At 64.1% G+C, this 26,475-nt stretch carries 22 protein-coding genes, 1 other RNA gene and 2 pseudogenes; 14 read left to right on the forward strand and 11 right to left on the reverse strand.

Translation table 11 applies throughout. From position 1 onward, the window contains the following. Window positions 1-49: 49 nt before the first annotated feature. On the reverse strand, window positions 50-799 hold the full coding sequence (locus F4X08_04745) for an SDR family oxidoreductase (protein ID MYD25103.1): 750 nt from the start codon (window positions 797-799) through the stop codon (window positions 50-52). 32 nt (window positions 800-831) lie between these two features. Continuing rightward, on the reverse strand, window positions 832-1,803 hold the full coding sequence (locus F4X08_04750) for an acetamidase (GenBank protein MYD25104.1): 972 nt from the start codon (window positions 1,801-1,803) through the stop codon (window positions 832-834). A gap of 224 nt (window positions 1,804-2,027) precedes the next feature. Here F4X08_04750 and F4X08_04755 point away from each other — a divergent pair, with 224 nt between their 5' ends. Next, entirely contained in the window at window positions 2,028-2,318 is a 291-nt protein-coding gene (locus tag F4X08_04755; GenBank protein ID MYD25105.1) for a hypothetical protein, read from the forward strand. Window positions 2,319-2,423: 105 nt separating this feature from the next. Then, window positions 2,424-3,377 carry a branched-chain amino acid transaminase gene (locus F4X08_04760; GenBank protein ID MYD25106.1) on the forward strand — a complete coding sequence of 318 codons (954 nt, stop codon included), beginning with the start codon at window positions 2,424-2,426 and terminating at the stop codon, window positions 3,375-3,377. 123 nt (window positions 3,378-3,500) lie between these two features. Here the strand turns inward: F4X08_04760 and F4X08_04765 are convergent, their stop codons facing one another. Next, window positions 3,501-4,712 (reverse strand): hypothetical protein, encoded by a 1,212-nt coding sequence (locus tag F4X08_04765; protein ID MYD25107.1) that lies wholly within the window; start codon window positions 4,710-4,712, stop codon window positions 3,501-3,503. 96 nt (window positions 4,713-4,808) lie between these two features. Here F4X08_04765 and F4X08_04770 point away from each other — a divergent pair. Then, a pseudogene (locus tag F4X08_04770) lies at window positions 4,809-4,887 on the forward strand (chitin-binding protein). A gap of 809 nt (window positions 4,888-5,696) precedes the next feature. Here F4X08_04770 and F4X08_04775 read toward each other — a convergent pair. The 4 genes and pseudogenes from F4X08_04775 to F4X08_04790 all read right to left on the reverse strand — a co-directional run bounded on the left by F4X08_04775 (window position 5,697) and on the right by F4X08_04790 (window position 8,952). Next, window positions 5,697-6,269: pseudogene (locus tag F4X08_04775) on the reverse strand (PIG-L family deacetylase). 48 nt (window positions 6,270-6,317) lie between these two features. Then, window positions 6,318-7,193 (reverse strand): hypothetical protein, encoded by an 876-nt coding sequence (locus F4X08_04780; GenBank protein MYD25108.1) that lies wholly within the window; start codon window positions 7,191-7,193, stop codon window positions 6,318-6,320. Continuing rightward, window positions 7,190-8,389: a cytochrome bc complex cytochrome b subunit gene (locus F4X08_04785; GenBank protein MYD25109.1), complete on the reverse strand. Its 1,200-nt coding sequence runs from the start codon at window positions 8,387-8,389 to the stop codon at window positions 7,190-7,192. The genes F4X08_04780 and F4X08_04785 overlap by 4 nt, the downstream gene beginning before the upstream one ends. Before the next feature lie 68 nt (window positions 8,390-8,457). Continuing rightward, window positions 8,458-8,952, reverse strand: coding sequence for a ubiquinol-cytochrome c reductase iron-sulfur subunit (locus F4X08_04790; protein ID MYD25110.1), 495 nt, complete (start codon window positions 8,950-8,952; stop codon window positions 8,458-8,460). Window positions 8,953-9,105: 153 nt separating this feature from the next. On the opposite strand from F4X08_04790, the gene F4X08_04795 reads away from it, so the two are divergent. Next, entirely contained in the window at window positions 9,106-10,107 is a 1,002-nt protein-coding gene (locus F4X08_04795) for a tetratricopeptide repeat protein (protein MYD25111.1), read from the forward strand. A 35-nt stretch (window positions 10,108-10,142) separates the two neighbouring features. Here F4X08_04795 and F4X08_04800 read toward each other — a convergent pair whose 3' ends face one another. Both F4X08_04800 and F4X08_04805 read right to left on the reverse strand, forming a co-directional pair. Beyond that, a complete protein-coding gene (locus F4X08_04800; protein ID MYD25112.1) occupies window positions 10,143-11,162 on the reverse strand; it encodes a Gfo/Idh/MocA family oxidoreductase in 1,020 nt (339 codons plus the stop codon). Window positions 11,163-11,199: 37 nt separating this feature from the next. Continuing rightward, a complete protein-coding gene (locus tag F4X08_04805) occupies window positions 11,200-11,718 on the reverse strand; it encodes a hypothetical protein (GenBank protein ID MYD25113.1) in 519 nt (172 codons plus the stop codon). A gap of 248 nt (window positions 11,719-11,966) precedes the next feature. Here F4X08_04805 and F4X08_04810 point away from each other — a divergent pair, with 248 nt between their 5' ends. The 10 genes from F4X08_04810 to F4X08_04855 all read left to right on the forward strand — a co-directional run bounded on the left by F4X08_04810 (window position 11,967) and on the right by F4X08_04855 (window position 21,959). Continuing rightward, window positions 11,967-12,683 (forward strand): hypothetical protein, encoded by a 717-nt coding sequence (locus tag F4X08_04810; GenBank protein MYD25114.1) that lies wholly within the window; start codon window positions 11,967-11,969, stop codon window positions 12,681-12,683. Window positions 12,684-12,725: 42 nt separating this feature from the next. After that, an RNA gene (rnpB, locus tag F4X08_04815) (RNase P RNA component class A) lies at window positions 12,726-13,102 on the forward strand. A 48-nt stretch (window positions 13,103-13,150) separates the two neighbouring features. After that, on the forward strand, window positions 13,151-14,860 hold the full coding sequence (recJ, locus tag F4X08_04820) for a single-stranded-DNA-specific exonuclease RecJ (GenBank protein MYD25115.1): 1,710 nt from the start codon (window positions 13,151-13,153) through the stop codon (window positions 14,858-14,860). Between the two features lie 14 nt (window positions 14,861-14,874). Continuing rightward, entirely contained in the window at window positions 14,875-15,813 is a 939-nt protein-coding gene (meaB, locus tag F4X08_04825; protein MYD25116.1) for a methylmalonyl Co-A mutase-associated GTPase MeaB, read from the forward strand. A gap of 84 nt (window positions 15,814-15,897) precedes the next feature. Then, window positions 15,898-16,314: a cobalamin B12-binding domain-containing protein gene (locus F4X08_04830; protein MYD25117.1), complete on the forward strand. Its 417-nt coding sequence runs from the start codon at window positions 15,898-15,900 to the stop codon at window positions 16,312-16,314. Between the two features lie 74 nt (window positions 16,315-16,388). Continuing rightward, window positions 16,389-18,056, forward strand: coding sequence for an amidohydrolase (locus F4X08_04835; GenBank protein ID MYD25118.1), 1,668 nt, complete (start codon window positions 16,389-16,391; stop codon window positions 18,054-18,056). Window positions 18,057-18,304: 248 nt separating this feature from the next. Continuing rightward, window positions 18,305-19,036 carry an outer membrane lipoprotein carrier protein LolA gene (locus F4X08_04840; GenBank protein ID MYD25119.1) on the forward strand — a complete coding sequence of 244 codons (732 nt, stop codon included), beginning with the start codon at window positions 18,305-18,307 and terminating at the stop codon, window positions 19,034-19,036. A gap of 30 nt (window positions 19,037-19,066) precedes the next feature. Beyond that, complete coding sequence (rimO, locus tag F4X08_04845; GenBank protein MYD25120.1) at window positions 19,067-20,491, forward strand: 30S ribosomal protein S12 methylthiotransferase RimO; 1,425 nt, start codon at window positions 19,067-19,069, stop codon at window positions 20,489-20,491. Then, entirely contained in the window at window positions 20,488-21,372 is an 885-nt protein-coding gene (gene bamD / locus F4X08_04850; protein ID MYD25121.1) for an outer membrane protein assembly factor BamD, read from the forward strand. Before rimO ends, bamD begins: the two co-directional genes overlap by 4 nt. Further along, window positions 21,348-21,959, forward strand: a complete 612-nt coding sequence (locus F4X08_04855) for a nicotinate-nucleotide adenylyltransferase (GenBank protein ID MYD25122.1) — start codon at window positions 21,348-21,350, stop codon at window positions 21,957-21,959. Before bamD ends, F4X08_04855 begins: the two co-directional genes overlap by 25 nt. 104 nt (window positions 21,960-22,063) lie before the next feature. On the opposite strand, the gene F4X08_04860 is transcribed toward F4X08_04855, so the two are convergent. Continuing rightward, window positions 22,064-22,654, reverse strand: a complete 591-nt coding sequence (locus F4X08_04860) for a dephospho-CoA kinase (GenBank protein ID MYD25123.1) — start codon at window positions 22,652-22,654, stop codon at window positions 22,064-22,066. 7 nt (window positions 22,655-22,661) lie between these two features. Then, window positions 22,662-26,300, reverse strand: coding sequence for a chromosome segregation protein SMC (gene smc / locus F4X08_04865; protein ID MYD25124.1), 3,639 nt, complete (start codon window positions 26,298-26,300; stop codon window positions 22,662-22,664). Window positions 26,301-26,475 lie beyond the last annotated feature (175 nt).

Here is a 26,475-nt window from a genome sequence, read left to right on the forward strand (position 1 = left end):
AGCCAGGGCCCGGTCGCTGTCAAACGTTAAACCGGGCGTCCGGGCGGCGTCAGGGAAGCGGTTGGGCCGATACCTGGTAGGCGGGCATGACCCACATTTCGGGTATGACCACGCGGGCAGGCTGGCACAGCACGAAAACGACGGTGTCCGCGATGTCTTCGGGGGTGAGCATCAGGGACAGGCGCTTCTCCGACACGGGTTGGGGCCGGTTCTTGAGAATGGGCGTTTTCACCTCGCCGGGCAGGATGGCGCTGGCGCGAAGCCCGAATTCGGCGGCTTCCAGGTTGATCGAATGGGTCAGCGACACCATGCCGTGCTTGGACGCGCAGTAGGCGGCCCCGCCGAGGAGGGACACCTGGCGTCCGGCCATGGACGCGACATTGATGACGGTGCCTTCACCCCGTGCCTTCATGGGTTCGTAGACCGCGCGGAAACAGTTGAACGCGCCCGTGAGATTGATGTCGACCACGCGGTCCCAGTCTTCCACCGACATTTCGGTTGCCGTGCGCAGGGGCGTATTGACGCCCGCGTTGTTCACCAGGATCGACACGGTGCTTAGCTGATCAACCGCCCGGGATATCGCCGTGTCGATCTGATCCCGGTCAGTCACGTCCATGGGGGCGATGACCGCACGCCGCCCCGCGGCCTCCACCTCTTCGGCGACGGACGCAAGGGGCTCGCTCCGCCGGCTGGAAAGGATCACGTCCGAGCCTTCCCGGGCCAGGGCCAGCGCGATGCCGCGTCCGATGCCGGAACCCGCGCCGGTGATCCAGGCCACCTGTCCCTCGAGTCTGTTCATGATACGCTCCGTTCTATGCGCTCTGCAGTCGGTCAGGCTTCGTCGAGTTCGTCGTGTACCGACCGGGTGTCGATGTCCAGGCCGCGAAGCAGGTCTTTCCTGACCTTGCACACCATGGTATAGGCGGGATCGAACACATTCCCCATGTCGTACTCGACGCACTGGCCGAGCAGCGTGTGCGCCGCCCTGGGATCGAGACCGTAGTCGGCCTGCAGCCAGCGCAGCATTTCGGTGGTCGCGTGCTGGACGCACTGGTCGAGTGGCCGGGCGTTGCCCGCCGTGAAAAGGTATTCCGCGTTCTCGCCACGGGGCCAGGCGCTTTGCTTTCCCTTGAGCACCCTGAAGGTGAACTGCACGTCGAAGGAGATCTCGACGCCCGTGCCGACGATCTCTCCGTCGCCCTGCACCGCGTGGCCGTCGCCGATGTGGAACAGGGCGCCGGGCGCGAACACGGGAAAGTACGCGGTGACGCCTTCCACAAATCCCCGGTAGTCCATGTTTCCCCCGTGGCTGGCGGACGTGGCCGTCGAGATCGCCTGTCCCTTGTCCGGCGCCACGCCGAAACATCCCGTCATGGGCGCCAGGGGCAGGGACATCCGTCCGAGCCGGGTGTCGTCCGGGTCGACCAGCGTGACCGTTCGCCGCTCCAGGTCGATTTCCCAGCGGCAGAGGTCGTCCCGGCTTTCGATCTCCCCTGCGGTCTCCCGCACGTAATCGGGATCGAGCACATTGGGCGCTACGAGCGGACGGGTCCAGCCGAAGGGGCGGTTGGGCGTCAGCCGGTCCAGGTGCACGGCGAGTGTGTCGCCCGGTTCGGCGCCTTCGACGTGAAAGGGGCCCGTCTGTGGATTGCCCGGAGGCGTCACGGGCTTGTCGGAGCGGTCCTTCCCCCGGGCGTCGACCGTCGACGTGACAACGGTATCCCCGTCCTTCACGCGCAGGACGGGTTCATGGGAACCCATGGTGGTATGGTAGCGGGCGGGCTCGAAGTGGTGGACCATGATCACTCCCGGATTTCTGTACTGCACGAAACGGTGTCTGAGGCCTGGTTCCGCCGGTTAGAATAACGATGGGCGGCGCGTACGGTCAAGGTGAATCCGGTTGTTTTCACGCTGCAGCTCCTCGACGGGATATCCCTTGACAGGACCGCGGCCGAAATCCATAAATAACACAGCGTTCAAGTACACAGCGCCCACGTCCGATTTGCACCGATTCCGGATCACCGAGCATGCCTATCCGCCCCTATGACGAGACCCTGGTCGGGCTGACGCCGGCGGGCGACAAGATCCATCACATCCTGCCCGAATTCCAGCGGACCCAGACGGGCTGCCCTCACGGCGTCGAGTTCTGGGTGGCCATACGCACAGTATCCCGGGATGACGAGCCGGTGATGCTGCAGTGGTGCATGTCGTGCCAGCAGGTGGAGGTCCTCGACCCGGAGGAATACGCCTGGCGGGCGCGCCTGGACGAGATGCGGAGTGCAGGGGTGCGGGACCGGCCTGGACCGGACCGGGTGTAGAGGTTGACGCGGCACACTGGACCGGTCGCGGGCATTAGCGGCGGGACGCGGCGCGCTGGACCGGATCACGAATCGATTGTTCGACCATTCATAGGGAGCACGGGCATGGCCAAGAAGACGAAAATGTGGGGCGAGGATCATTCAAAGTACATCTGGCTGGACGGGGAACAGGTCCCCTGGGACCAGGGTACGGTACACGTAACGCAGGGACATATATTCGCCCACGCCATTTTCGAGGGGATCCGGGCCTACTGGAACGACGACCAGGAAAAACTCTTCGTCTTCCGATTCAGGGAACACCTGGATCGCCTGTACCGGTCGATCAAGCTGATGCGCATGGAAACGCCTTACACGCTGGAGGACGTGTGGAACGGCTCCCTCGAACTGTGCCGGGTCCACGGGTACCGGGAGGACGTCTACATATTCCCGACCGTGTATTTCTCGCCGGACGTGTATCTCAACAAGATGGCGGGTCCGGCCCACGTCTACGTCCACACCTTTGCCTACGGCTCCAACCTGCGCAGAAAGGACGGCGCCCGGTGCTCGGTCAGCTCCTGGACGCGCATTTCGGACAACACGCTCCCGGCCCGCATCAAGTGCTGGGCCAACTACCGCAACAGCGCCATCGCGTGGACGGACGCCACGCTGAAGGGCTTCGACGAAACGATCATGCTGAACAACCGCGGCAAGGTCTGTGAGGCGCCCGGCGCCTGCCTGATGATGATCCAGGACGGCGTCCTCATCACGCCGCCGGTGACGGCCGATATCCTGGTGAGTGTCACCCGGGATACCATATTGAGGATCGGGCGAGACGTCCTTGAGATGCCGGTTGTGGAGCGGGAGATCGACCGCACGGAACTGTACACGGCCGACGAGGTTTTCCTGTGCGGGACGGGCGCGGAAGTCACGCCGGTCGCTTCGATCGACAATTACGACATCGGGGACGGATCCATTGGTCCGTGCACGCAGCAGTTCCGCGAGGCCTACAACGGTCTCATCCGGGGGATCGACGAACGCTTCCCCGAGTGGCGCACCGACGTGCCGCTGCAATCTGCGTAGGCCAAGTCGGCGCCGGCGAGATCTCGCGCGGCTGATCCGGCCCGATACCAGCGAGACGCCGTCCTTCCATCCCGCAGGCCACAGTTTCAACCTTCGCTGCCTGTCAGGGTTTAACGGGGCTTGCTAAGGGACCCGGTTTTCGGCCGCCAGGCCGATCAGGTTGGCGAAGAGTCGCACGGCGCCCGGCACGCCCGCGGGAAGTTGCCGGAACCACGCGTAGCCCGTGTAGATATAGCGTCCCTTGCCGTAACGGGCTTCCAGAAGCCCGCCGCCCCTGGGTGGCTCACCGGGGTCCCGCGAGGCCATGAGCGGCGTATAGCGGGGGTCCCATTCGCCCTGGAAGTACAGGCCGCGTTCCTGCACCCACCCTTCGAAGTCCGCGTCGGTGATCCGGTTGGGCCGGTTGAAGACGGGATGATCCGGTACCAGGATGTCCACCGGCGCGTCCTCCCGGGTCACCCGGTCATGGGGGCGGTTGATCTGGAAGGGGAAGGGTCCGTACTGATCGACGTTGAAGGCGTACTTGTTATACTGCACGATATAGACGCCTCCGTCCTCCACGTAGTCCAGGAGCCGCTGGTTCACGGCAATGAGATCATCGCGGACCTCGTAGGCGCGGATGCCCGCGATGATCAGGTCGAAGGCGTCCAGGTCGGCCGTGGCGAGATCCTCCCCCGTCATTAGCCGCACCTGCAGGCCCATCTGCTCCAGCACAAGCGGGACCTGGTCGCCCGATCCCATGATGTAACCCACACTCAGATCGTCCGGCAGATCGACCGGGGCCACCTGCACGACGGATGCCGACCCGCGGTACAGGTGCCTCGGTTCGATATGGGGATAGGCGATCACCTCGTATCCCTCGCGGTATTCGTTCCCGCCGGCCTTCGCCACCGCCCGTACATTGTAGGCCCCGTCGCGGGCATCTCGTGCCGGGACTACCGAGTAGTTGAACGTGGCGGCCTGTCCTCTTCCCGAGAACGACAGGGGAACTTCCCCGGGCGAGACTTCCCACCCGTCCGGCGCCTCGAGGGACAATCCGCCTTCGATCATGCCGTCCACGTTGCTGACCACGGACACGCTGAACCGCAGGGGGCTTTCCCGTCCCGACGGTGCGACCACCACCTGCGGGTCCATGGTGACCGACAGCGCCGGCACGACCTGGAGTTCGCGACGGATTTCACCGAAGGCCCGGTCGGCGAAGCGGTACTGCGCGGGCCGGCGGATTTCGATCTCGACGCCGTCCACGAGAAACCGGGCCCGTCCGATTACGGGCTGCGGGCGCCAGGGAAGCCCGATCAATGCCGTGTCGTCCACCACGACCCTCGGGTCGTTCAAGGAGCGGCGGTGCCAGTAGGGCCGGGTGAGGCCGGCGTCGGGCGGTACTTCGACCCGCCAGTTCTCCGCGGAGCTTTCGTTGTAGCCGATGTCTGAGGTTTGCCGGGACGGACCGGGCGGACCGGGTGATCCGGACGGACCGGGTGAACTGGGCGGTGCTGGTGGACCAGGTGGTCCAGTCAGTCCGAACCGTCCAGGCGTTCTGGACGGCCTGGCCGGAACCGGATCGGGAGCCGCGGTCCAACCCTCCGGAACGTCCAGCGCCAGGTTGATGACGCGGACGGGCCGCGCACTGCGGTTCAGCAACACCAGGTGGACGCCGAGCAGGTTGCCCGGGACGACCCGGTCGTTGCTGGTCAGCACCTCGAAGGCCATGCCGAGGGCCAGGACCGCCGCATTGGCGAAGTCTTCCTCCTTCTGATCAAGAATAAAGAGCATATCCGCGAGTACGTCGGCCGGCAGGCCGCCCTGTTCAAGGTCTTCCCGGAGCGCCCGGATCATACGCAGGCCCTCCAACACGGGGTCCAGCACGGCGGGAGGGTCGAGCGGGCGGTAGGCGTCCACGGCCTCGCGGGCCAACGCGTCCAGCCGCTCGAGCCGGACGGCGAATCCGGGGATCTTCCCGGCGTCCGGTCCAGCCATGGCATGGAACCGCATGAAAGTCGTGTCCAGGCCGTCGAACAGGTGGGCGTCTCCGTCCGCGTCCGCCATGCCCGCGCGCGCGACCAACTTGATCTTCGTGGTCGCCGGACCCTTCGGCTGCAGGGTCCCCATGTCCTGGGAGCGGTGCATGCTGCGGCCCGCCAGGCCGAGTTCGCGGTACGACCGGTCCAGCACGGGACTATAGGTGCCTACGTCGACCACCAGGGAGTCGATGCTGTCGAAAGAAGCCCGCGTGTTGTTGATGTACAGCTTGCGGGCCTGCCAGGGACGCAGGCCGTCCCGCAGGTGATCGGGAAAGCGTTCCGGATCGGCCGCGACGAAAAAGGCTTCGCGGGTGATCCTCCCGGCCGCCTGGTGATGCCCGTGGCCGTCGCGGGGAGAATCGGCAAAGACGGATACGATCACGTCGGGACGGAAGCGGCGGATGACGCGCACCACGTCCGAAAGCAGCATTTCATCATGATTCCAGTATTCCAGGGTTTCCTCGGCCGACTTGGAAAACCCGAAGTCGTAGGTCCGTGTGAAGAACTGCTCCGCGCCGTCGAATCGGCGGGCCGTCAGCAGCTCTTCCGTCCGGATTACGCCGATGGCGTCGTAGAGCTCGGGGCCGATGAGGTTCTGTCCGCCTTCGCCGCGGTTGAGCGAAAGGTAGGCGGTCCGCGCGTGCAATCCCCGGCTCACATAGGCGACCAAGGCGCTGTTCTCGTCATCGGGATGAGCGCCGGTGTGCAGCATGCTGGCCACGACGGGCAGGCGCAGCACGGCCTGGGCCAGGGTGGACGTCCCCTTGCCGTCGGGCACCGGACGGATGTCGCCGGCCGTGGCGGCTGTGCTGGCCGCGACAGTCGGCGCGGAGAAAACGAGCAGGAGACAGAGGAGTAATCGAGTGTACATGATGGGGCTCCGGTACGATCGGGCGTCCGGCAGCGACCGGCGTTTCGATCAGGCGCCCGGTAGCGACCGGCGGTATAGCCAGATGACGCCCGCCGCCACGAGAAAGAGTCCTATGAACATCCAGCCGAACCTGCGCCGGGTATCGACTTCGGTGCGTGCGGTTTCCACTTCTTTTCTGATGCTTGGGTAGACCTGTTCCAGCGAATCGACGACGGCGACCATTTTCTCGAGTACGAAGACGTGGGAGGCCCGCTCGACATAAGCGTTTCGTGCCAGGTTGGCCTGGTCCAGGATCAGGTCGACCGGGACCCCGGCCGAACGGATCTCCTCCGCGGCCTGCCGGAACTCGACGATGGGCTCGAGTCCCCGGTCGGTCAGGGCGATGTAATCGTCCATGATCGCCTGCTCGTGACAGTCCTCGCAGTTGTCGGGTATGGAGATCAGGGACGCCTGGGGTTGGACTATTTCGTGGTTTGAGTGGCAGTCCACGCAGTTGGGCCAGAAATCTCCCTCGAGGCCGTGGGGACTGGGCACGTAGTTGGTCATCTGGACCTGGTGGCACTCGCCGCACAGTTCATGGACGACGTAGGGGTCGGGCAGGCCCACAAAGTCCATTTCGACGTCGTGCGCTTCGTCTTCCACCATCGTAGCGGCGTTCCCGCCGTGACAATCCTGGCAGTAGATGTCCGCCGGAAGATGCGCGCTCCGCTGCCATTCGGCCACCGGCAGGCTCATGTCTTCGTCGTCCAGGCCGGCATGGCAGCTGACGCAGTTATTGGTCGCCGCGGACTGTTGCGCTTCCGCGGAATCTGTTGTCGTCCAGGAGAGGATCAGCAGCGGAAGGAGGAAGAAAGCAGTCCGCGCCTGGAGGGCCGCCCGCGCCCGGTTTGCCGTCCGTGTACGGTATGATGTCCGTCCGCTCATTCAGTTCCCTCGCCGCCCGTGTCCGGCAAAACAGCCGGTTCCTCGACCGTCCCGATGGCGTGGGGCCAGCCGTAGATGTCGAAGTGATACCTCGTGCCCATGAAGGTCATCTCCGTTTCCGAGATCTTGCCGAGCAGGGCGAGGGCGATGTTCAGCACGATGAACAGGATGCCGAGGGACGTCGCGAGGGGTCGCCGCGCGGGCGTGCGGGCCGGCGTACGGTCCCAGAAGGGCAGCAGCAAAATGGCCAGGACCACCAGGCCGGACCCGATGATGCCGATGGTTTTCGGGAGGTATTTCAGCGCCTGGTAGGAGGAAAGGAAATACCATTCCGGCTTGACGCCCACCGGCGTGTTGAAGGGATCGGCCTTTTCGTGGAGCGGCAGTGGGTAATAGATAATCATGAAGATCATTGACGCCAGGACCAGCAGGACCACGATGGCTTCTTTCATCACGTGCTGGGGGTAGAAAGGCTTGCCGCCGGCTTTCGTCAGTTCTTCCGGCGTCTTCTCCGGCACGTCCGTTCCTTCGAGCGGCGAGATGCCCTTGTAGCGTATGAGGACCAGGTGCACGGTCACCAGGGCGATGAAGGCCCACGGCAGCAGCACCACGTGCAGTACGAAGAAGCGGGTGAGGGTCACGTCGGAGATGATTTCGCCGCCCCGCATGAGAATCAGCAGATACTCCCCGATGAGCGGAGTCGCGGCGGCGATCTCCGTACCCACCGTCGTGCCCCAGTAGGAAAGCTGGTCCCAGGGCAGGAGATAGCCCGTAAAGCCGAAGCCCAGGGTCACGACCAGCAGGCCGAACCCGAAGAGCCAGGTAAGCTCCCGGGGTTTCTTGTAACCGCCGTAGAAGAACACGCGGACCGAGTGCAGCAGCAGGAAGGCGATCATGAAATTGGCGCCGTAGGTATGCACCTGGCGCATGAGCCAGCCGAAGCGCACCTGCTCCATGATGTACTTCACGCTCTCGTAGGCCGTATCGGCCGACGCTTCGTAGTAGATCATCAGGAAGACGCCCGAGACGGCCTGGGAAAGGAAGAACATCAGGGTGACCGTTCCGAAGGAGAACAGCCAGTTGAGATGGCGGGGCACGGGCTTGGTCAGCTGGCGGCGGCAGAAATCGATGATGACCGAGATTTCCGTACGATCATCGAGCCAGTTGTACACCTCGTTGGACAGGCGTCTGATCATGGTGGCTGGTTTCGTGCTCCGCGAAGAAAGGGCCGTCCGGGCACCGGCGGTTGTCCGGGCACCGGCGGTTACACGCCGACGATGATCTTGTCGTCGGTGACGGACAGTTCGACCGCGGTCAGGGGACCGGGAATCGGTCCGCCCTGGACGCTGCCGTCCGTGCCGAATATGCCGCCGTGACAGGGGCAGATCAGGCTCTGCGTTCCCCCCTGCCACTTGACGACGCAACCCAGGTGGGGACAAACGGCGTTGTAGGCGATGTAACCGTCGGAAGTGTTGACCACGATGGTCGGCCGGCCCCGGTAAATCACCGTCCTGGACGTGCCGGGAGGCAGGGACGCGCGGTCGATTTCAACCCGGTTGGCGCCTTCGGCTTCGGGGGGTGGTTCGATGTAACGGATGAGCGGATAGACGGCCATCAGGGAGCCGATGCCGCCCAGCGCGCCGAGGCATCTCTGCAGGAATCGGCGACGGCGGACCGGGTCGGGACGCGGCTTCCCGGGGGTCTTGCCGGACTTCTCGCCGGGTGTGGCAGGCCCGGGCGGCTTCTGAGACGAGGACATGTAAATTACCCGTAATGACGTGATTTCTGGTCATGCGTAGATTAAGGACCGCCGGTCCGGTTGTCAACCTCTTTCGGGGGGTTCCGGCGGACGCGCGACCGACCCGAATCGCCTTGACACACCGGGATAAAAGGGCGTACCTATGCAGGTACCATGGCCGCTTCATTCTACAGGACGGTCCTGCCGCTCCTTGCCGCGGCATTCCTGGCGCATGTCCCCGGATGCGCGGCTTCTACGCTCTCCGTCCGGTTCGATGTCTACCGATCGCCCCTGCTCGGCCTCCCCGGCGAAGAAGAATCGATCGCCCTGCTCGGTTTCAACGGCACCGACCTGGCCCTGAACAACCTGACCGGGTTCCTGTTCGCCCGCGCCCTCGTTTCGGATTCCACGCTGACGGCCATCGAAATGAGACCGGTACTCCGGACGCTGTCCCGCCACCCGCACGAGGCCGGCCGGATCCCCGATTCTCTCGCGTTGATCGTCGGAAGGGAAATAAACGCCGATATCACGCTCGTCGGCGATCTCGAAAGGGCTTACACGGAAGCGTACGGGGAGGTAAAGGTCTTTCGGGAGGAGGAAGCCATGGAGGTGGGACTCGGCCGAACCGATATCAAGATCGTAAACAAGTCCTATATCGTGCCGCATATAGATCAGACGGCGGTCATGACGGCTACGCTCAAGGCCTACGACGTCGGTTCGAACGAACTGCTCGGGAGCTTTTCCGTTACGGAAACCGAATCCTACCGCACGGTGCTGCCCGATCCCGTCGAGTCGCCGCCGGAGGGGGCCGTCTCCGTCGAGATCGTTTCGCCGCTGCTGACCGAGGTGATCGCCAGACGCATCGTGGGCCGCCTGATGGCCTCCATCGTCCGGGAGGAAATCCAGGTCACGCGACGGCTGGTCCCTGCCGGGAATCGTGGGGGGATTTCGGCGGCAAGGGAAGGAAACTGGTCCAGGGCCGTGGCGATCTGGGAACGCCTCGTGGAAGTGGACCCGAACAACGCGGAAGCGTGGAACAACCTGGCGATTGCCTACGAAAGGTCCGGCCGCCTGACCGATGCCGCGGCCGCCTACCGAAGCGCCCTCTCATCGAGGCCCGTAAACCGCACGATCCAGGTCAACAGCCGGGCATTCGGACTCCCCGATGCCCACTAGACTCTGCCAATCGAGCTGGCCCATCCGAATGTCCACTAGTCGATCCGGACCATCCGGTTGCCCGCGGCCGATTCGTAGATCCCATCCAGGATCTGCATGATCTCGACGCCCTGCTCGCCCGTGGACATGGGCGTGCGGCGGGTCCGGATGCAGTCCACGAAATGGGCGATCTCGGCCGCGATGCAGTCCGACCATTCCCGCGGCGCGTAGGCGGGCGTGATATCCACCTGTTCGCCGTGCAGGTCGGTATAGACGGTCAAGTCGTTGCCCGTGATCTCAGCGCCGCCCCGGGTGCCCATGAGCTTGACGTAGGAGCCTTCCGAAGGCACGTGGGAGGCCCAGCTCGTCTCCGCTACGAGCGTGGCATCGCCCTCGAACCGGATGAAGGCCGCGGCGAGGTCTTCCACGTCGAAGACGCCTTCCACCGAATCGCTCAGCCGGGCGTAGGTGGCGCCCACCACGGACACGGGCCGCGGATTGCCCATCAGCCAGCGCGTCAGATCGATCATGTGAACGCCCAGGTCGATCAAGGGTCCACCGCCGGCCTGGGCCTTGCGCGTAAACCAGGTCCCGGCGCCCGGAATGCCGCTTCGCCTCAACCACCCGGTCTTCGCGTAGTAGATCTCGCCCAGCACGTCCTCCTCGACCAGCTTCCTCAGGATCTGCGTCTCGGTGCGGAACCGGTTGTTCAGGGCGATCATGAGGTAGCGGCCGTTGCGCCGGGCGGCGGCGGCCATGTCGCGCGCCTGGGCCGCGTTCAGCGCCATGGGCTTCTCACACAACACGTGGACGCCGGCGTCCAGGCCGTCGATAGTCACGGGCGCGTGCAGGAAATTCGGAAGGCAGACGCTGACGAGGTCGGGGCCCAGGGCGAGCAGGTCCCGGTAGGCGGAAAACGCGTGGGGCACGCCGTGTTCCGACGCGGTCCGCTCGGCCAGCCCAACGTCCAGGTCGGCCAGTCCGACGACTTCCACCCGTTCGTCCGCGAGATAACCGGCGAGATGGGCCCGTCCCAGCCCCAGTCCGATCACGCCGGCGGTCGTTTTCTCGTTCATTCGCCTCTGTTGGAATGATCCGGCGACTACTTGCCGACTACTTGCCGCCGCGGTAGGCGATCAGGTCGATCTCGATGCCGGCGTTCAGCACGACACCGGACTGTATGGTGGACCGGGCCGGCGGATCGCCCGTGTAGTAGGACCGGTACACTTCGTTCATGGCGGAAAAGTCATTCAGGTCGTTGAGAAACACCGTGGCCTTGACGACGTCGTCCATCGTCAAATCGGACTTGGCCAGGGCTCTCTGCAAGTTGTCCATGACCATTTTCGTTTCCGCCTCGATCCCGCCGGGGATGATCCGGCCCCGGACGGCCGCGATCTTTCCGGACAGGAACACGAAATCGCCCGCCTCGATGGCCTCGCTGTAGTTAGGGCCCGGGTTGACCGCCTTGCGCCCCCGGTCGTCCTGCGACTGGGCGGGCATGACGGCGTACCCCAGCGAAACGGCGGCGACGAGCAGCGCCGTGAGGCCGGCGAACAGCCACCTGGAAATCACGATGTTCAACTCGAAGCTTTCTTCCTTTCTACCGCCCCGGATTCGTATGGTCGAGCCCATGATAACCTCCCTGATTTTGGTTGACACTACATGCCTTCGGCATTATCTTTATCGACTATGATCAAAAAATCAAGTAGTATTGGGAAAAGGATGGATAGGTCTTCGTGCCCGATTGTCTGTCTGGTCCGACTGCAGTTGCCTCTTCGGACCCGGGGCGCGGTAAAACCAGATTGAAGCGAAGGGAAATGCACGGTCAGCGTGCATTTTTTTTTGTCCGCCTTTTCATCTCCATGGAGGGCTGAGGCCGCATGCAGGAGAGCTTGAGAGCGCTGTTGGAATTGCAGAAGACGGATCAGGACTTGCACGAACTCGAACAGTACAAGGTAGACATACCCAATCAGCTCAAGTCGATGGAATCCGCCCAGTCCGAGGCGGAAACCAGGCTCTCGGACCAGGAAACGAAGGTCGAGGACATCGAGAAGGACCGGCGTCAGCACGAACGGGACCTGCAGGCTGCGCAGGAACAGGTCAAGAAGTACCAGGGCCAGCTCTACAGCGTGAAGACCAACAAGGAGTATGACGCCCTCCAGGCGGAGATCCAGGCGCAGAAGAACCGCATCTCCGAACTCGAAGACGCGATTCTGCAATTGATTTCCGAGGCCGAGACCGAGCAGGAGACGCTGGAGACCATACGCGGCGAGACCCAATCGCTCATCGAACGCTTCAGCGAGGAGCGCACGGCGCTCGAGTCCAGGCTTTCGGCGGTGGACGAGGACGTCGCCGTCAAAATGGACGAGCGGAAGCGGATGGCCATGCGCGTGGAGAACCCAGTCCTGAAGGTATACGACCGGATCCGGCGTAACTTGCGGGGGATGACCGTCGTACCGCTGAAGAAGGGGGCCTGCTCCGGCTGTTTCCACATTATCCCGCTCCAGGTCATCATGCAGATCCGCCAGGGGCGGAGGCTGGTATCCTGTGAGAGCTGCGGCCGGATCCTGATCCTCGAAGAAGGGCTGGAGTATTGAACCGCGCCGCGTCCTGTGTTATATTGTACAGGTAAAGCGTCCCAAGTCGACCAGGCGATCGCGTTCGCCGTCCAGGCGGACGAGGAAAGTCCGAGCACCGCAGGGCGGGATGCCTGCTAACGGCAGGGGGCAGTGATGCCACGGAAAGTGTCACAGAAAATACACGGCCGATCCCTTCGGGGAGGCAAAGGTGAAAAGGCGAGGTAAGAGCTCACCGCGGTCCGGGTAACCGGGCCGGCAGGACAAACCCCATCTGGTGCAAGACCGAATAGGAGAGGAGAGACGGCCCGTCTCGACCGCCGGGAAACCGGAGACTCTCGGGTTAGGTCGCACGAGGCGGCTGGCGACAGCCGTCCCAGATAGATGATCGCCACCTTCACTGCGAAGGCACAGAACTCGGCTTACGGTCGGCTTGGACGTTTTACAGTACCTGGCAATACGATCACCCTCAATATCCGACATTTTACATGAACAGCCGCTGGGTCCTACTAGACGAACATCCCCAGGTTCCCCAGATGATGGAGTTGATCAACGTCCCGCGCGTGATCGCGCAGATCCTGCTCAACCGGGGCGTTTCGACTTTTGACGACGCCCGTTATTTCCTGAAGCCCACCCTCGAAGACCTGCACAGCCCCTTTCTCATGGCGGACATGGACCTGGCCGTGGAACGGATCCACGACGCCATCCAGGGCGGGGAACACATCATGGTCTTCGGCGACTACGACGTGGACGGTACGACGGCGACCACGCTGCTGTACCTGACGATCAAGTTGCTGACGGAACGGATCTCCTCCTACATACCCAACCGCATGACCGACGGTTACGGACTGTCCATCGAAGGCCTGGAGGAAGCCAAGAGCCGCGGCGTAACGCTGATCCTGGCCGTCGACTGCGGGATAACCGCGAACGCCGAGGTGGAACAGGCCCGTGAAATGGGCATCGACGTCGTCATCATCGATCACCATGTTCCGGGCGATACCCTTCCGAACAGCGTGGCCATTCTGAATCCGAAGCGGGACGACTGCGACTACCCCTTCAAGGAGCTCTGCGGCGTCGGCCTGGCGTACAAAGTGGCACAGGCGCTGGCCGAGCACGTGGGACTGCCGGAGAACACGGTGTATACGCATATGGACCTCGTGGCCCTGGGTACCACGGCGGACATCGTCCCCCTGCGAGACGAGAACCGGGTGCTGACCAAGTACGGCCTGGACATGATGCAGCAGACGCACAAATCGGGTCTGCAGGCCCTGCTGGACGTGGCGGGGCTGCGGGAGAAGGAACTGTCCACGGGCCACATGCTCTTCCTGCTGGCGCCCCGGATTAACGCCGCCGGCCGCATGGGCGACGCCACGCGCGTGGTCGATCTCCTGATCACCGAAGACCAGACAAAAGCGGCGCAACTGGCCGAAGAGTTGAACGTGGAGAACAAGCGGCGGCGCAAAGAGGATACGCTCACTTTCGAAGCGGCCCGGGACATCGTGGAGAAGGATCCGGTCCTCAGGGAGTCGAAAGGCCTCGTACTCGCTTCGGACACCTGGCATCCCGGCATCATCGGCATCGTGGCGTCCCGCATGGTGGAAGCCTTCAACCGGCCGGTCGTGATGATCTCGACCACGGGGGAGAAGGGACGCGGCTCGGCGCGGACCGTGGGCGATTTCCACCTGTACAACGCCATCAAGGAGTGCTCCGACCTGCTGATCCAGTTCGGCGGCCACCACCACGCGGCGGGCCTGTCCATCGAAAAGGACCGCATCGACGAATTCCGGCAGCGTTTCAACGAGGTGGTCGCGGCGCGCGCGACGCCGGCCGATTTCATCCCCAAGCTCGAAATCGACTCGGAAATCGAACTCGACGAGGTGACCCCGCGCATGGTCAAGCTCATGAAAATGATCGGGCCCTTCGGTCCGGCGAACCACCACCCCGTACTCGTGTCCCGCAACCTGAGCGTCGTCGGAAAACTCCGGACCATCGGGATGGAAAAGAAACACCTGAGGTTCAGGGTCAGGCAGAAGGGCCGCACCATGGACGCGATCGGTTTCGGCATGGCGCATTTCGCCGATCGCCTGAACGATAGCCGGGACCGCCTGGACCTGGCCTACACCCTCGAGGAAAACACCTTTCGAGGCGAAACCAGCCTCCAGATGAGAATAAAAGACATACAACTCGGCACGGTATAGCCTCAAATCCCGCTATGAAACTACTCGACCGTTTCCTTGCCGGCGACCGTACCGCCCTGTCCCGCGTCATCACCCTCCTTGAAAACGACAGAGACCGGCGTTCCGCCATGCTGGACGTGCTGTATCCCCGTTCCGGCAAGGCCCGCCGCATCGGGATCACGGGCCCGCCCGGTTCCGGAAAGAGCACCCTTGCCGACCGTCTCACCGCCCGGCTTCGCAAAAGCGGCCGCACGGTAGGCATCATCGCCGTGGACCCGACCAGTCCCTTTACTGGCGGTGCGCTACTCGGCGACCGGCTCCGCATGCAGGGCTCGTGGGACGACCCGCAGGTTTTCATGCGTAGCCAGGCCGACCGGAGCCATACCGGCGGGCTTTCGGAGGCGACGCCCCACGCGATGACGGCCCTTGACGCCTTCGGCAAAGATGTTATCATTGTGGAGACCGTAGGCGTAGGCCAGTCCACCCTCGATGTCTCTGACGTCAGCGATACGACCGTCGTCCTGCTCACGCCGGAATCGGGCGACAGCATTCAGGCCATGAAGGCCGGCCTGATGGAGATCGCCGACGTGCTGGTTGTCAACAAGTCCGACCGCGAAGGCGCGGACCGGTTCGCCTCGGAATTGACGATGATCGTGGACATGGGGCGGTGGGAGGAAGGCTGGAAACCGCCCGTCCTCAGCGCAAGTGCGAGGGATGATACCGGTATCGACGACCTGTATGAGCGCCTGGAAGCCCACGGGGACTACCTCGCCGAAGAAGGCAGGTTGCAGGCGCGCCGGTTGCGCCAGGGGCGCTCGGCCATCGAGAAAGCGCTTGGCGAATGGTGGCAGGGCCGACTGACCGTGCTTCGGGACGCCGGAGACGCGATGGACCGCCTTTCCGAACGGGTAGCCCGCAGGGAGTTGAGCCCCCTGGCGGCCGCCCAGGAGATGATGGAAGGGATGGCGGATTGACGTCGCGGCGCCGACCCACGGTGGCGCGGATTGACTTTGCGGTGCCGTCCCGCGGTGGCGCGGATTGAGAAAGAACAGGCGATCATGGCGGAAAACATACGGGTGCTCGTCGCCAAACCGGGCCTGGACGGCCATGACCGCGGCGCCAAGGTGGTGGCCGCGGCCTTGCGCGACGCCGGCATGGAAGTGATCTACACCGGGCTCCGGCAGACGCCGGAAATGATCGTGGAAGCGGCCGTACAGGAGGACGTGGACGTGGTCGCGCTGAGCATCCTCTCGGGCGCCCACATGACCATCTTCCCCCGCGTCATGGACCTGCTGCGGGAACGGGGCGTCCACCACATGCTCCTCACCGGCGGCGGCATCATCCCGAAGTCCGACGGGGAGGAACTCGCAAAGATCGGCGTGGGGAAGCTGTTCGGCCCGGGCACTTCGACGCGGGACATCATCGCCTACATCAACGAGGAAGTGGGTCGACGGCGCGTGGCGGACGAGATTTAGACCGTAGCGCTAAGCCCGGTTATGAGGAGGTAAACATGCGAAAGTCAGTGATTGCAGCGATCATCGCGGGATTGATGTCCCTGGTATGGTCTGCTGGTGGAGAGGCCCAGATTCGCCGGTCCACCGCGGACCTGGTGCTTAAGAACGGCACGGTTTACACGATGGACGCCGATCGGCCCAAGGCGCAGGCCGTGGCCGTCATCGGCAACCGGATCGCCGTCGTGGGCGTCGATGCGGACGTGGAGCCCTTTATCGGTCCCGATACCCGGGTGATCGATCTCCAGGGCCAGACCCTCGTGCCCGGGTTGAAAGAGAGCCACGGCCACCTCATGGGCATCGGGATTGCCAAGATGACGGTCGACCTGGTGGGCATTTCGGGTTATGACGAACTCATCGAACGGGTGCTCGCGGCGGCCGAGGGTGTGGGGGAAGGCGAGTGGATCACCGGCCGCGGATGGCACGAGGAGAAGTGGACGGACCGCAGTTCGCTCACGGTCCGCGGGTTCATGACCCACCACAGACTGAGTGAGGCCGTGCCCGATATCCCGGTGTACGTGCGACGGGCCGACGGCCATGCCGCCTTTGCCAACGCCAAAGCCATGGAACTGATGGGGATCGACCGGAACACGCAGTCTCCCGAAGGCGGCGACATCATCAAGGACGCCGACGGCAACCCCTCGGGTATCCTGGTGGACAAGGCCATGGGACTGGTGAGCGTTCCCGGCTTCACCGAAAACCAGCGGCGGCAGGCCCTTGAACTCGGCATCCAGGAATGCCTGGCGAACGGCATCACCATGTTCGACGACGCCGGGGTCGGCGAGGACGGGATCGACCTGTACAAGGAGTACGCGGACGCGGGCAAGCTGGACATGCGCGTCTATGTGATGGCCTCGAATCTGCACACCATGGTCGCCCTGCAGAAACCGTGGTCTCACCCCGATGGGTTTCTCACCGTCCGGGCCGTCAAGATGTACGGAGACGGGGCGCTCGGTTCGCGGGGCGCCTGGCTGCTGGAGCCCTACGAAGACGATCCGGGGAATTCCGGTTTCCCCACGACCCCACCCGACATGATCTACGACGCCGCCCGTTTCGCCCTGGAGCATGGCTGGCAGGTGTGCACCCACGCCATCGGCGACCGCGGTAACCGCATGATGCTCGACATGTACGAGAAGGCGATGGCGGAATTCCCCCACGTGAAGGACCACCGGTTCCGCGACGAGCATACCCAGATCCTGGACGAGGCGGACATCCCCCGGTTCGCCCAGCTGGGCGTGATCGCTTCGATGCAGGGCATACACGCGACCTCGGATCTTCCCTGGGCGCCGGACCGGCTCGGTAACGCCCGCACGGCGGAGGGCGGCTATGTCTGGCAGAAGCTGCTGCAGCATGGCGTGAAGATCATCAACGGGACCGACGCGCCGGTGGAAGACGTCAGTCCCATCGCCTCCTTCTACGCCAGCGTAACCCGTGAGCGGCCCGACGGGACGCCCGAAGGCGGGATGTTCAGCGACCAGCGCATGTCGCGCCAGGAGGCGTTGCGGTCCTATACCCTGGACGCCGCCTACGGCTCGTTTCACGAAGACCTGCTCGGGTCCGTCGAGCAAGGCAAGCTCGCCGATTTCACAGTGCTGTCGAAGGACATCATGACCGTGCCCGAGAACGAAATTCTGGACACGGAAGTCGTGTATACCATCGTGGACGGGAAGGTTCGGTACGAGCGAGGGCGGCCCGCAATTCCGTGATGGGGCCGGCCGTAGTGCGCCAGGCAGCGCGCCGAGGTAGGACCTGGCAGCGCGCCGAGGTAGGCCAGCTGCGCGCCGAAGTACAACCGGCAGTGGAAGTAACGGGGAGGGAACCCACGGGGGCTTTCCCCGTTCTTTATATCAGGGAATCCATCAACTGCAGCACTTGACGCAGGCGCACTCAGGATGCATATTTCCAAGCTTGCGTAGGAAGAGATTCGCATGATTATTCCGCGAGAGGAGACGGCATGGCCGCGCATCTCTGTGTCGGCCTGTTGACCGGCCTGTTGGTGATGCAGGGCGTTGGAGCGCCGGGAAGCGTTGAAGCGCCGGGGGGCGTCCGGTCGCCGGAGGACGTCGGACCGCCGGAGCAGCTTCATACGGCGGAGACCGTCACCGGTAAGATGCGCCAGCGCCTCGACGCCGTGCAGTCGCTGGCGGCCCGGTATACCGTTACGACGTTTGCGGCCGTGCTCGAAAGCCGAAGCGAGACCGAGGGGAAGCTCTATTTGCAGCGGGACCGGAACCGCCTGCGCCTGGAAGAGGCCGGCCAGACCATCGTTTCAGACGGCGAGACGCTATGGACCTACGTGCCCGGCAACCGGCAGGTCATCGTGTCGCCGGCGGGGGAAGAGGGATCGGAATCCGTACCCGGGCGTACGGGCCGGCCAGGCCGACCGGACGACTTCATCTTCAACTACTCGAACCGTTACCTGTATGCGCTGGAGGGCAGGGAACCGGTCGATGGCATGCCGTGCTCCCGGCTCAGGCTCACCGCCGTCGAACCGGCCGACGGCCTACCGGATCTGCGCATCTGGGTGGACGAGGAAAACTGGCTTACGCGGAAAGTGACGTACAGGGACGACATGGGGTCCGAAACCACCCTGCGTTTCATGGATTACCGACTGAACGAGAAACTCGCCCCCGGGCTGTTCGAAATGACGGCGCCCGAGGGGGTCGAATGGGTCGACCTGCGCTGAAGAGCGTTGCGCAGCAAGCGGAGAAAGACAATGCCCAATATCAGTCTCGCCAGCCTGGGTTGTTCGAAGAACCTGGTGGATTCCGAAGTCATGCTGGGCCAGCTCACCCGGGCCGGATACAACGTAGTGGACGACCACGGTGACGCGGACGTCATCATCGTGAACACCTGCGCGTTCATCGGTCCCGCAAAAGAGGAGTCCATCGAGACCATCCTGGACCTCGCGCGGTTCAAGGAGGACGGCCGGTGCGATTCACTCGTCGTCACCGGATGCATGGCGCAGCGGTACGCCCACGGCCTGGTCGCCGAAATGCCGGAAGTGGACGCCGTGATCGGCGTGCATCAATACCCGCGCATCGTCCAGCTGCTGGACCGCCTGCGCGACCGGCACGAGACCCTGCGGGAGATTCGCAGGCAGCCCCTGCCCACCGACTATTCCTACCCGAGGGTCATTACCACGCCCCGCCATTCCGTCTACCTCAAGATCGCCGAGGGGTGCGACCGCCGGTGCACGTTCTGCATCATCCCCGCCATCCGGGGGGGCCAGCGGAGCCGCACCGTCGAATCACTCGTGGAAGAGGCTCGGACGCTGGCCGGCCAGGGCGCCGTCGAGCTGAACCTGATCTCGCAGGACACCACCTGGTACGGCAAGGACCTCCCGGAACCGGCCCGGCTGGAAGACCTGCTCGCCGCGCTGAACGGCGTGGAGGGCGTGCGCTGGATCCGGGCGCTTTACAATCACCCCGTTCGGTTCACCGACAGGCTGATCCATGCCTTCGCCGACCTGGAACGGGTCTGCAACTACATCGACATGCCGCTGCAGCACATATCGGACCCGATGCTCGACCGCATGAACCGCGAGACGACCTCTAAAGAGACGCGCGCGCTCCTGAAACGGATCCGCGACCGGATGCCGGACGCGACGCTGAGGACCACCTTCATCGTGGGCTTTCCGGGAGAGACCGAAGAGGATTTCCAAGAGCTTTACGACTTCGTCGAGGAGACGCGGTTCGACCGCATGGGCGTGTTCATGTATTCGCAGGAGGAGCAGACGCCGGCCGCCCGGTACGACGGCCAGATCCCCGAGCCCGTCAAGCAGGAGCGGCACGACCGGCTCATGGTGCTGCAGCGCGAGATATCACTCGAACGCAACCGGTCCTTCGTGGGAAAGACGGTCGACGTGTTGATCGACGAACTTGCCGATGAAGGGCACTACACCGGGCGGACCGCCGCGGATGCGCCGGAGGTCGACAACGAGGTACTGGTCACCGGCGAAGGCCTGGCCCCCGGAGATTTCGCCTCCGTGGACATTGTCGACGCCATGGAATACGACCTGGTCGGCGCGGTCTCGACTGGGGTCCCCGTACCCGGCGGACCGAACTCGCAGCGAGGGCCGAACCCGCAGCGAGGGCCAAACCCGCGGACGTTTCCCGCCCAATTCGGAACACCGGTATGACCATCCCGCTCTTACGCCGCTTCAGGATCCCCGTCATCGGGCTATTCCTCGCCCTGCTCGTGCTTCCGGCTTGCAGCCCGCCCGGTTTCGAGTCCGACTGGACCGCGGAGGAGCTCTATGACTACGCCATGGAGCGCATGGAGCAGGAGGACTGGCTGAATGCCCTGGACGCCTTCCGGGCCATCACCCTCGGCCATTCCGGCAGCGATATCGTGGACGACGCCCTGTACCACCAGGGGGAAATGCACATCAACATGGAGGAATACCCCCTGGCCACGCTCGTGTTCCGCCGGCTGATCAGCGATTTTCCCCAGAGCCCGTACAGCGACGAGAGCCAGTACAAGCTGGCCTATGCCACGTTTCTCCAGTCCAATCCGCCCCACCTCACGCAGGACAAGACCTTCGAAGCCATCCGCGAACTCCAGTTCTTCCTCCAGGAGTATCCCGACAGCGAATGGAGCGCGGAAGTCCACGAACTGCTGCAGCAGTGTTTCGACAAGGTGGCCGAGAAGGATTATCGGATCGGCAACCTCTACTACAAGTTGAAGGACTGGGAAGCGGCCCGTCTCTATTTCGGCGAACTACTGGAAACCTACCCCATGAGCAACTGGGCTTCCCGGGCGCAATTCGAAATCGCCGACAGCTACGCGAGGGAGGGGAAATACCGGGAAGCCATCGAGCAGTTCGAGATTTTCATCCAGAGCTATCCCGAAAACGAACGGTCGTCGGAGGCCGGAAAGCGTCTTTCCGAACTGAGAAACAGTTACGTAGCGCCATCCCTGGCCGAGGACGGCCCCATGGACGACACGTCTTACACGGACGAACCGGCTTCCACGGACGGATCCTCACCGGCTGAATCCGAGAGCGGCAACTCACCGTGAACATCCAACGGCTCGGTGTTTACGGGGGCACGTTTGACCCGATTCACACCGGCCACCTGGTCATTGCCCGGGGCGTGGTCGAACACTGCGCCCTCGACCGGCTCCTGTTCATCCCGTCCGCCCGCCCTCCGCACAAGCGGGGGCACGCCGTCGCCTCGCCGGATGACCGGTATCGCATGACGCAGCTGGCCGCGCGGAACGATCCCCGGTTCGAGGTATCGGACGCGGAGATCAACCGGCCCGGCCTATCCTATACCGTGGACACGCTGGACGCGCTGCGGGAGATCTACGGCGAGTCGTGTGCATTCCACCTCGTCATCGGGGCCGACAGCCTGCTCGAGATCGACACCTGGCATGCGCCGGACCGGGTATTCGAACTGGCGACGGTCGTGACGGTTCCCCGGCCCGGCAAGGACCTCTCCGGTCTGGGTCCCAGCTGGCGGGACCGGGTCGTCTCCCTCCAGCTTCCCGAGATCGACATCTCTTCCACGGATATCCGCCGTCGCGTCAAAGCAGGGCTTCCCATCACCCACCTTGTCCCGGCGGAAGTGGCGGGATATATCGAAGAACACGGTCTATACAGGTAACGGGGACTGTTTCGGTGTAGCGCGTCGCGCGCGAGGGATGGTCGGCGCCGACGGACCAGGCGGCCCCGGCCGATCGACGGCTCGGTGCGGGCAGACGCCCGGCTTCAGGAAACGAGGCGCTTCCAGAGCGCTTCGGCCTTCTCAATCAGTTCGTCCCGCGTACCGTCGTTTTCCAGGATAAAATCCGCCCACCGGGCCTGTTTCGCGTCGGGCTCCTGGGCGGCGATACGCGCTTCGGCCTCGGGTCCGGTCAGGCCGCGAAGGAGGATCCGTTCTTTCCGCGTGGAGGCGGGCGCGGTGACCAGGATGACCCGGTCGGCCAGGTCCGTGGGTCCGGTGTCGACCAGCAGGGGCGCGTCTACCACGACGACCCCGTCGTAGCCCTCGCTTCGGATCCCGGCGATCCGGTGGCGTATTTCAGCGCGTATGGCGGGCCGTACCAGGCGGTTCAGCCGCTGCCGGGCCTGCTCGTCGCCGAAGACCAGGCGTCCGAGGGCCCGCCGGTCCACGTCCCCCTCGGCGGTCAGGACATCCTCGCCGAAGGCCGACCGGATATCGTCGCGCATCCCCTCGGTCCGCAGCAGGTCGTGGCCGATTGCGTCGGCGTCCAGAACGCGGGCGCCGAGCCGCTCGAAAACCCGGGCCGCCGTGGACTTACCCGAGGCGATGCCGCCGGCTACTCCGATGACGATCAAGTCTCACCTATACCCCGACCGTTCCGGCGCCGTTGGCCTCCTCGCCCGGAGCGGCCGCGGGTTCCAGCGCCTCCGATTCGGCATCCTCGAGGCGCACGGAGACCATCTTGGACAGGCCGGGTTCTTCCATGGTAATGCCGTAGAGGTAATCGGCGGCTTCCATGGTCCGCTTGTTGTGGGTGACCACCAGGAACTGCGTGTCGCTGGTAAACTGGCGCAAGGCGCTGGCGAAACGCCGGACGTTGGCGTCGTCCAGCGGCGCGTCCACCTCGTCGAACACGCAGAAGGGGCTGGGCTTCACGAGGTAGATGGCGAAGAGCAGGGCGATGGCCGTGAGGGCCGTCTCGCCGCCGGACAGCAGGGCCAGGCTCTGCAGCCGCTTTCCTCCCGGCCGCGCCATGATCTCGATGCCCGCTTCGAGAGGGTCCCCTTCTTCGAGCATGAGGTCGGCCTCGCCGCCTTCGAACAGCGTCTGGAAGGTGGTCATGAAGTTGGTCCGGACCTCTTCGAAGGTGGTCATGAAGCGGGACCGGGCGGCCTTGTTCATCTTGATGATGGTCTTCTCCAGGTTGTCCTTGGCCTCGATGAGGTCGTTCTGCTGCTGCTGAAGGAAGTCGAGCCGCTCCTTGCCCGCGCGGTACTCTTCCACCGCCGCCATGTTGATGGGACCCAGATCGTCCACCTTGCGCTGGATGCTATCCCGCAGGGTCTGGGCGGCGTCGGGTGAGTATTCGTCCAGTTCCTCGATCCGCGGCAGTTCGTCCATGCCCTCGGGGTCGGTGTCATGCCGGTCCATCAGTTGCCGCCGGATCTCGTTGCTCTTCATGTACAACTCGGCGTCTTCCAGTTCCGCCTGGTGGACCTGCTCCTGCACCTGGGTCAGTGCGTTCCGGTTCTCGCCGAGGTGCTGCTGCAGCTGGCGTTCGGCTTCCTGCAGGTTCTGGTGCTCTTCGAGGACGGCGTCGCGGTCCACCGCGCGCTCCCGTCTGGACGCGTAGTGCGCCTCCAGTTGCTTCTCGTTCTTTTGCTGGGCCTTCTCCAGTTCCGTGGACTGGCTGCCGGCCTCCACCGCCTCGGTCTTTCGCTGCGTCAGGAGATTGGCCAGGCGCTCGTTCTCCTGGGTAAGGAATTCATCGGCGGTGCTCAGCTCGTTGCTCCGGCTTTCCATGGACACGAGGGCGACCCGCGCTTCGTTGGCCGCTTCGGCCAGGTGCTGGCGTTCCTCCTCCATCTCGTCCAGGGTCTGCTGGTTGGTCCGTTCTTCAGCTTCGGCCGATACCCGGTCGCGGGCCAGAGTCTCCATCGCTTTTTTGCGCTGCTCGCGCTCCCCGGCCGCAGCCTTCGCGTCCGCGGCCAGAGTATCCGCTTCACGCGCGAGTTCTTCGTCCTGTTCCGTCATCCGGGACCGCTCGAAATCCAACTGCCGTTCCCCGGACTCCGTTTCCATCAACTTGCGCCGGGACTCGCCAAGGACCTGCTCGACGGAGGCCTGCCGCTGCGCCAGCGCGGCCAGTTCCGTCTCCAGGCCTTCCAGTTCGCCGGCGACCTTATCCCGTTGCGCCCGGTCTTCCTCCAGTTCCCCTTCGATCTCTGCGATCCGCTCCACGCGGCGCAGGAGGTCCGACTCGCCTGCCTCGGACGATCCGGACGAACCACCGGTCAGTACCCCGGCCGGGTCCACGACCTCGCCGCCGACCGTCAGCAGTTTCCAATCCTGGTCGGTGTCGAACAAGGGGGAAAGGCGAAGGGCCGTTTCCACGTCCTTCACGAGCACGACCCTGGAGAGCAGGTGGGTCACCGCCGGAGCCAGCGCCTTGTCGGACTTGACCATGGTGCTCGCGCGGCCGATGATGCCGTCGTCCTCGAAGGGCAGGTCCGCGGGCGCTGGGCGGGACTTCATCCGATCCAGGAGGATGAAGGAAGCCCGGCCGGCCTCCTGCTCCCGGAGGTAGGCCAGGCCCGCCTCGGCATCTTTTGTGCGGCCGGCCACCACGTACTGCAGCATGTCGTCCAGGTAGGCCGCGATTACTGTTTCGTAGGCCTTGTCGATGGTGATCCCGTCCGCCAGCACGCCGCGGAGCCCATCGACGTCCGCGCCGTTGGTGAGCAGCGTCCGGACGCCTTGGCCGTATCCTTCGTACTGCCGGTGCATGCGATCGAGGAGCGTCCATTCCTTTTCCGCCGTCGCAATGGTCGTTTCGAGGCCGGACAGCTCGTCCCGGGCCGACTCGATGCACTGCTGCGCGTCCTGGACGGATTCCGTCAGGTTCGCGTGCAGGGCCGCGTTCTCTTCCACCACGCCACGGACGTCCCGCAGTTCCTTCTGCACGGTCTCGACGGCTGTCTTCTTCGATGCCAGTTCCTCGGCGAGTTTATTCCGGGCGGTCTCCACCTCGGCGATTCTTTCGCGAAGGGACGCTTCGCGGGCTTCAAGGGTACTGATGGCCGCCAGCTCGCTCGAGTGCTGCTGGATCGCCGCCATGCTGCGGTCCCGCAGCGCCTGGGTGGATTCTTTCTGCGCGGAGATCCGGCCGGCGTAGGTCCGGGACGCCTCGTCCCGCTCCGCAAAGGTAGCGCGCGCCTGTTCCAGCGCCGTCTCCAGCGTCTTGCGGTCGTCCCCGATCCGGGCGAGCTGGGACCGGATGTCTTCCAGTTCGGTCTCTGCCTGTTCGGCTTCCCCCGACGCGGAACGGGCCCGTTGCTCCAGGCCGGTACGGCGCTCCTTGCTCACCAGGAGTTCCTCTTCCAACGCCCTGATCTGGTCGTCGATCTGGTTGACGGCGTCCTGCCGCTGCTGGAGTTTTTCCTCCTTTTCCATCTGGACGGCCTTGCTCTTCTCGACCTCCGCCTCGGCGATCCGTATGCGCGTCTGAACGGCTTCCTTCCGCTCCGCAAACTGCCGGATCCGTTCGCGGACGGGCTCGGTCTGCCTCCGCAGGTCCTGGAACGCGTGACAGGCGACCACGATCTCCACGTCCTTCATCTGCTGCATCAGCCGCTCGTACCGCTCGTACTTGCGCACCTGCCGTCGCAGCGTGCTCACGCTGCGCTCGACCTCGTCCAGGAGGTCGGCGATGCGGATCAGGTCGTGCTCGGTGCCTTCCAGCTTCCGCTGTGCCAGGCGCCTCCGCGTCTTGTACTTGTTGATGCCGGCGGCCTCCTCGATGAGCTGGCGCCGTTCCAGGGGGCTGCCGTTCACCACCGACTCCACCATGCCCTGCTCGATGATGGAGTAGGCGTGGGCGCCCATGCCCGTGTCCAGCAGGAGGTTGGTGATGTCCTTGAGGCGACAGGGCACCTTGTTGATCTGGTACTCGCTCGCACCCGAGCGGAAATAGCGGCGCGTGATCGTGACTTCGCTGTATTCGACGGGCAGCATCTGCTCGCTGTTGTCGATCGTCAGCGAGACCTCCGCCATGCCGAGGGGTTTGCGGGCGGCCGTGCCGTTGAAGATGATGTCTTCCATCCGGTCGCCCCGCAGCGAAGTCGCGCGGTGCTCCCCCAGCGCCCAGCGAATGGCGTCGACGATATTGGACTTGCCGCAGCCGTTCGGACCGACCACGGCCGTGATGCCGTCGCTGAACTTCACCTTCAGCCGGGTGGAGAATGACTTGAAACCGATCATTTCAAGATGGGAGAGACGCATCGGAAACGGATCCTGATGGCGAATACAGCCGGTTTAGAAATACGGTAAAGTCTGATCGGGTTGAAAATGGGTTTCAGGAGACTATTAAGGGGATATATTAGTATATGTAGGGGCTTGTCAAGCGAATTATACATTATGTACGGCGGGCCCGGACCGCTGGAAACCACTGTAAACA

The organism is Gemmatimonadota bacterium (assembly GCA_009841265.1).
Taxonomy (GTDB): domain Bacteria; phylum JAAXHH01; class JAAXHH01; order JAAXHH01; family JAAXHH01; genus JAAXHH01.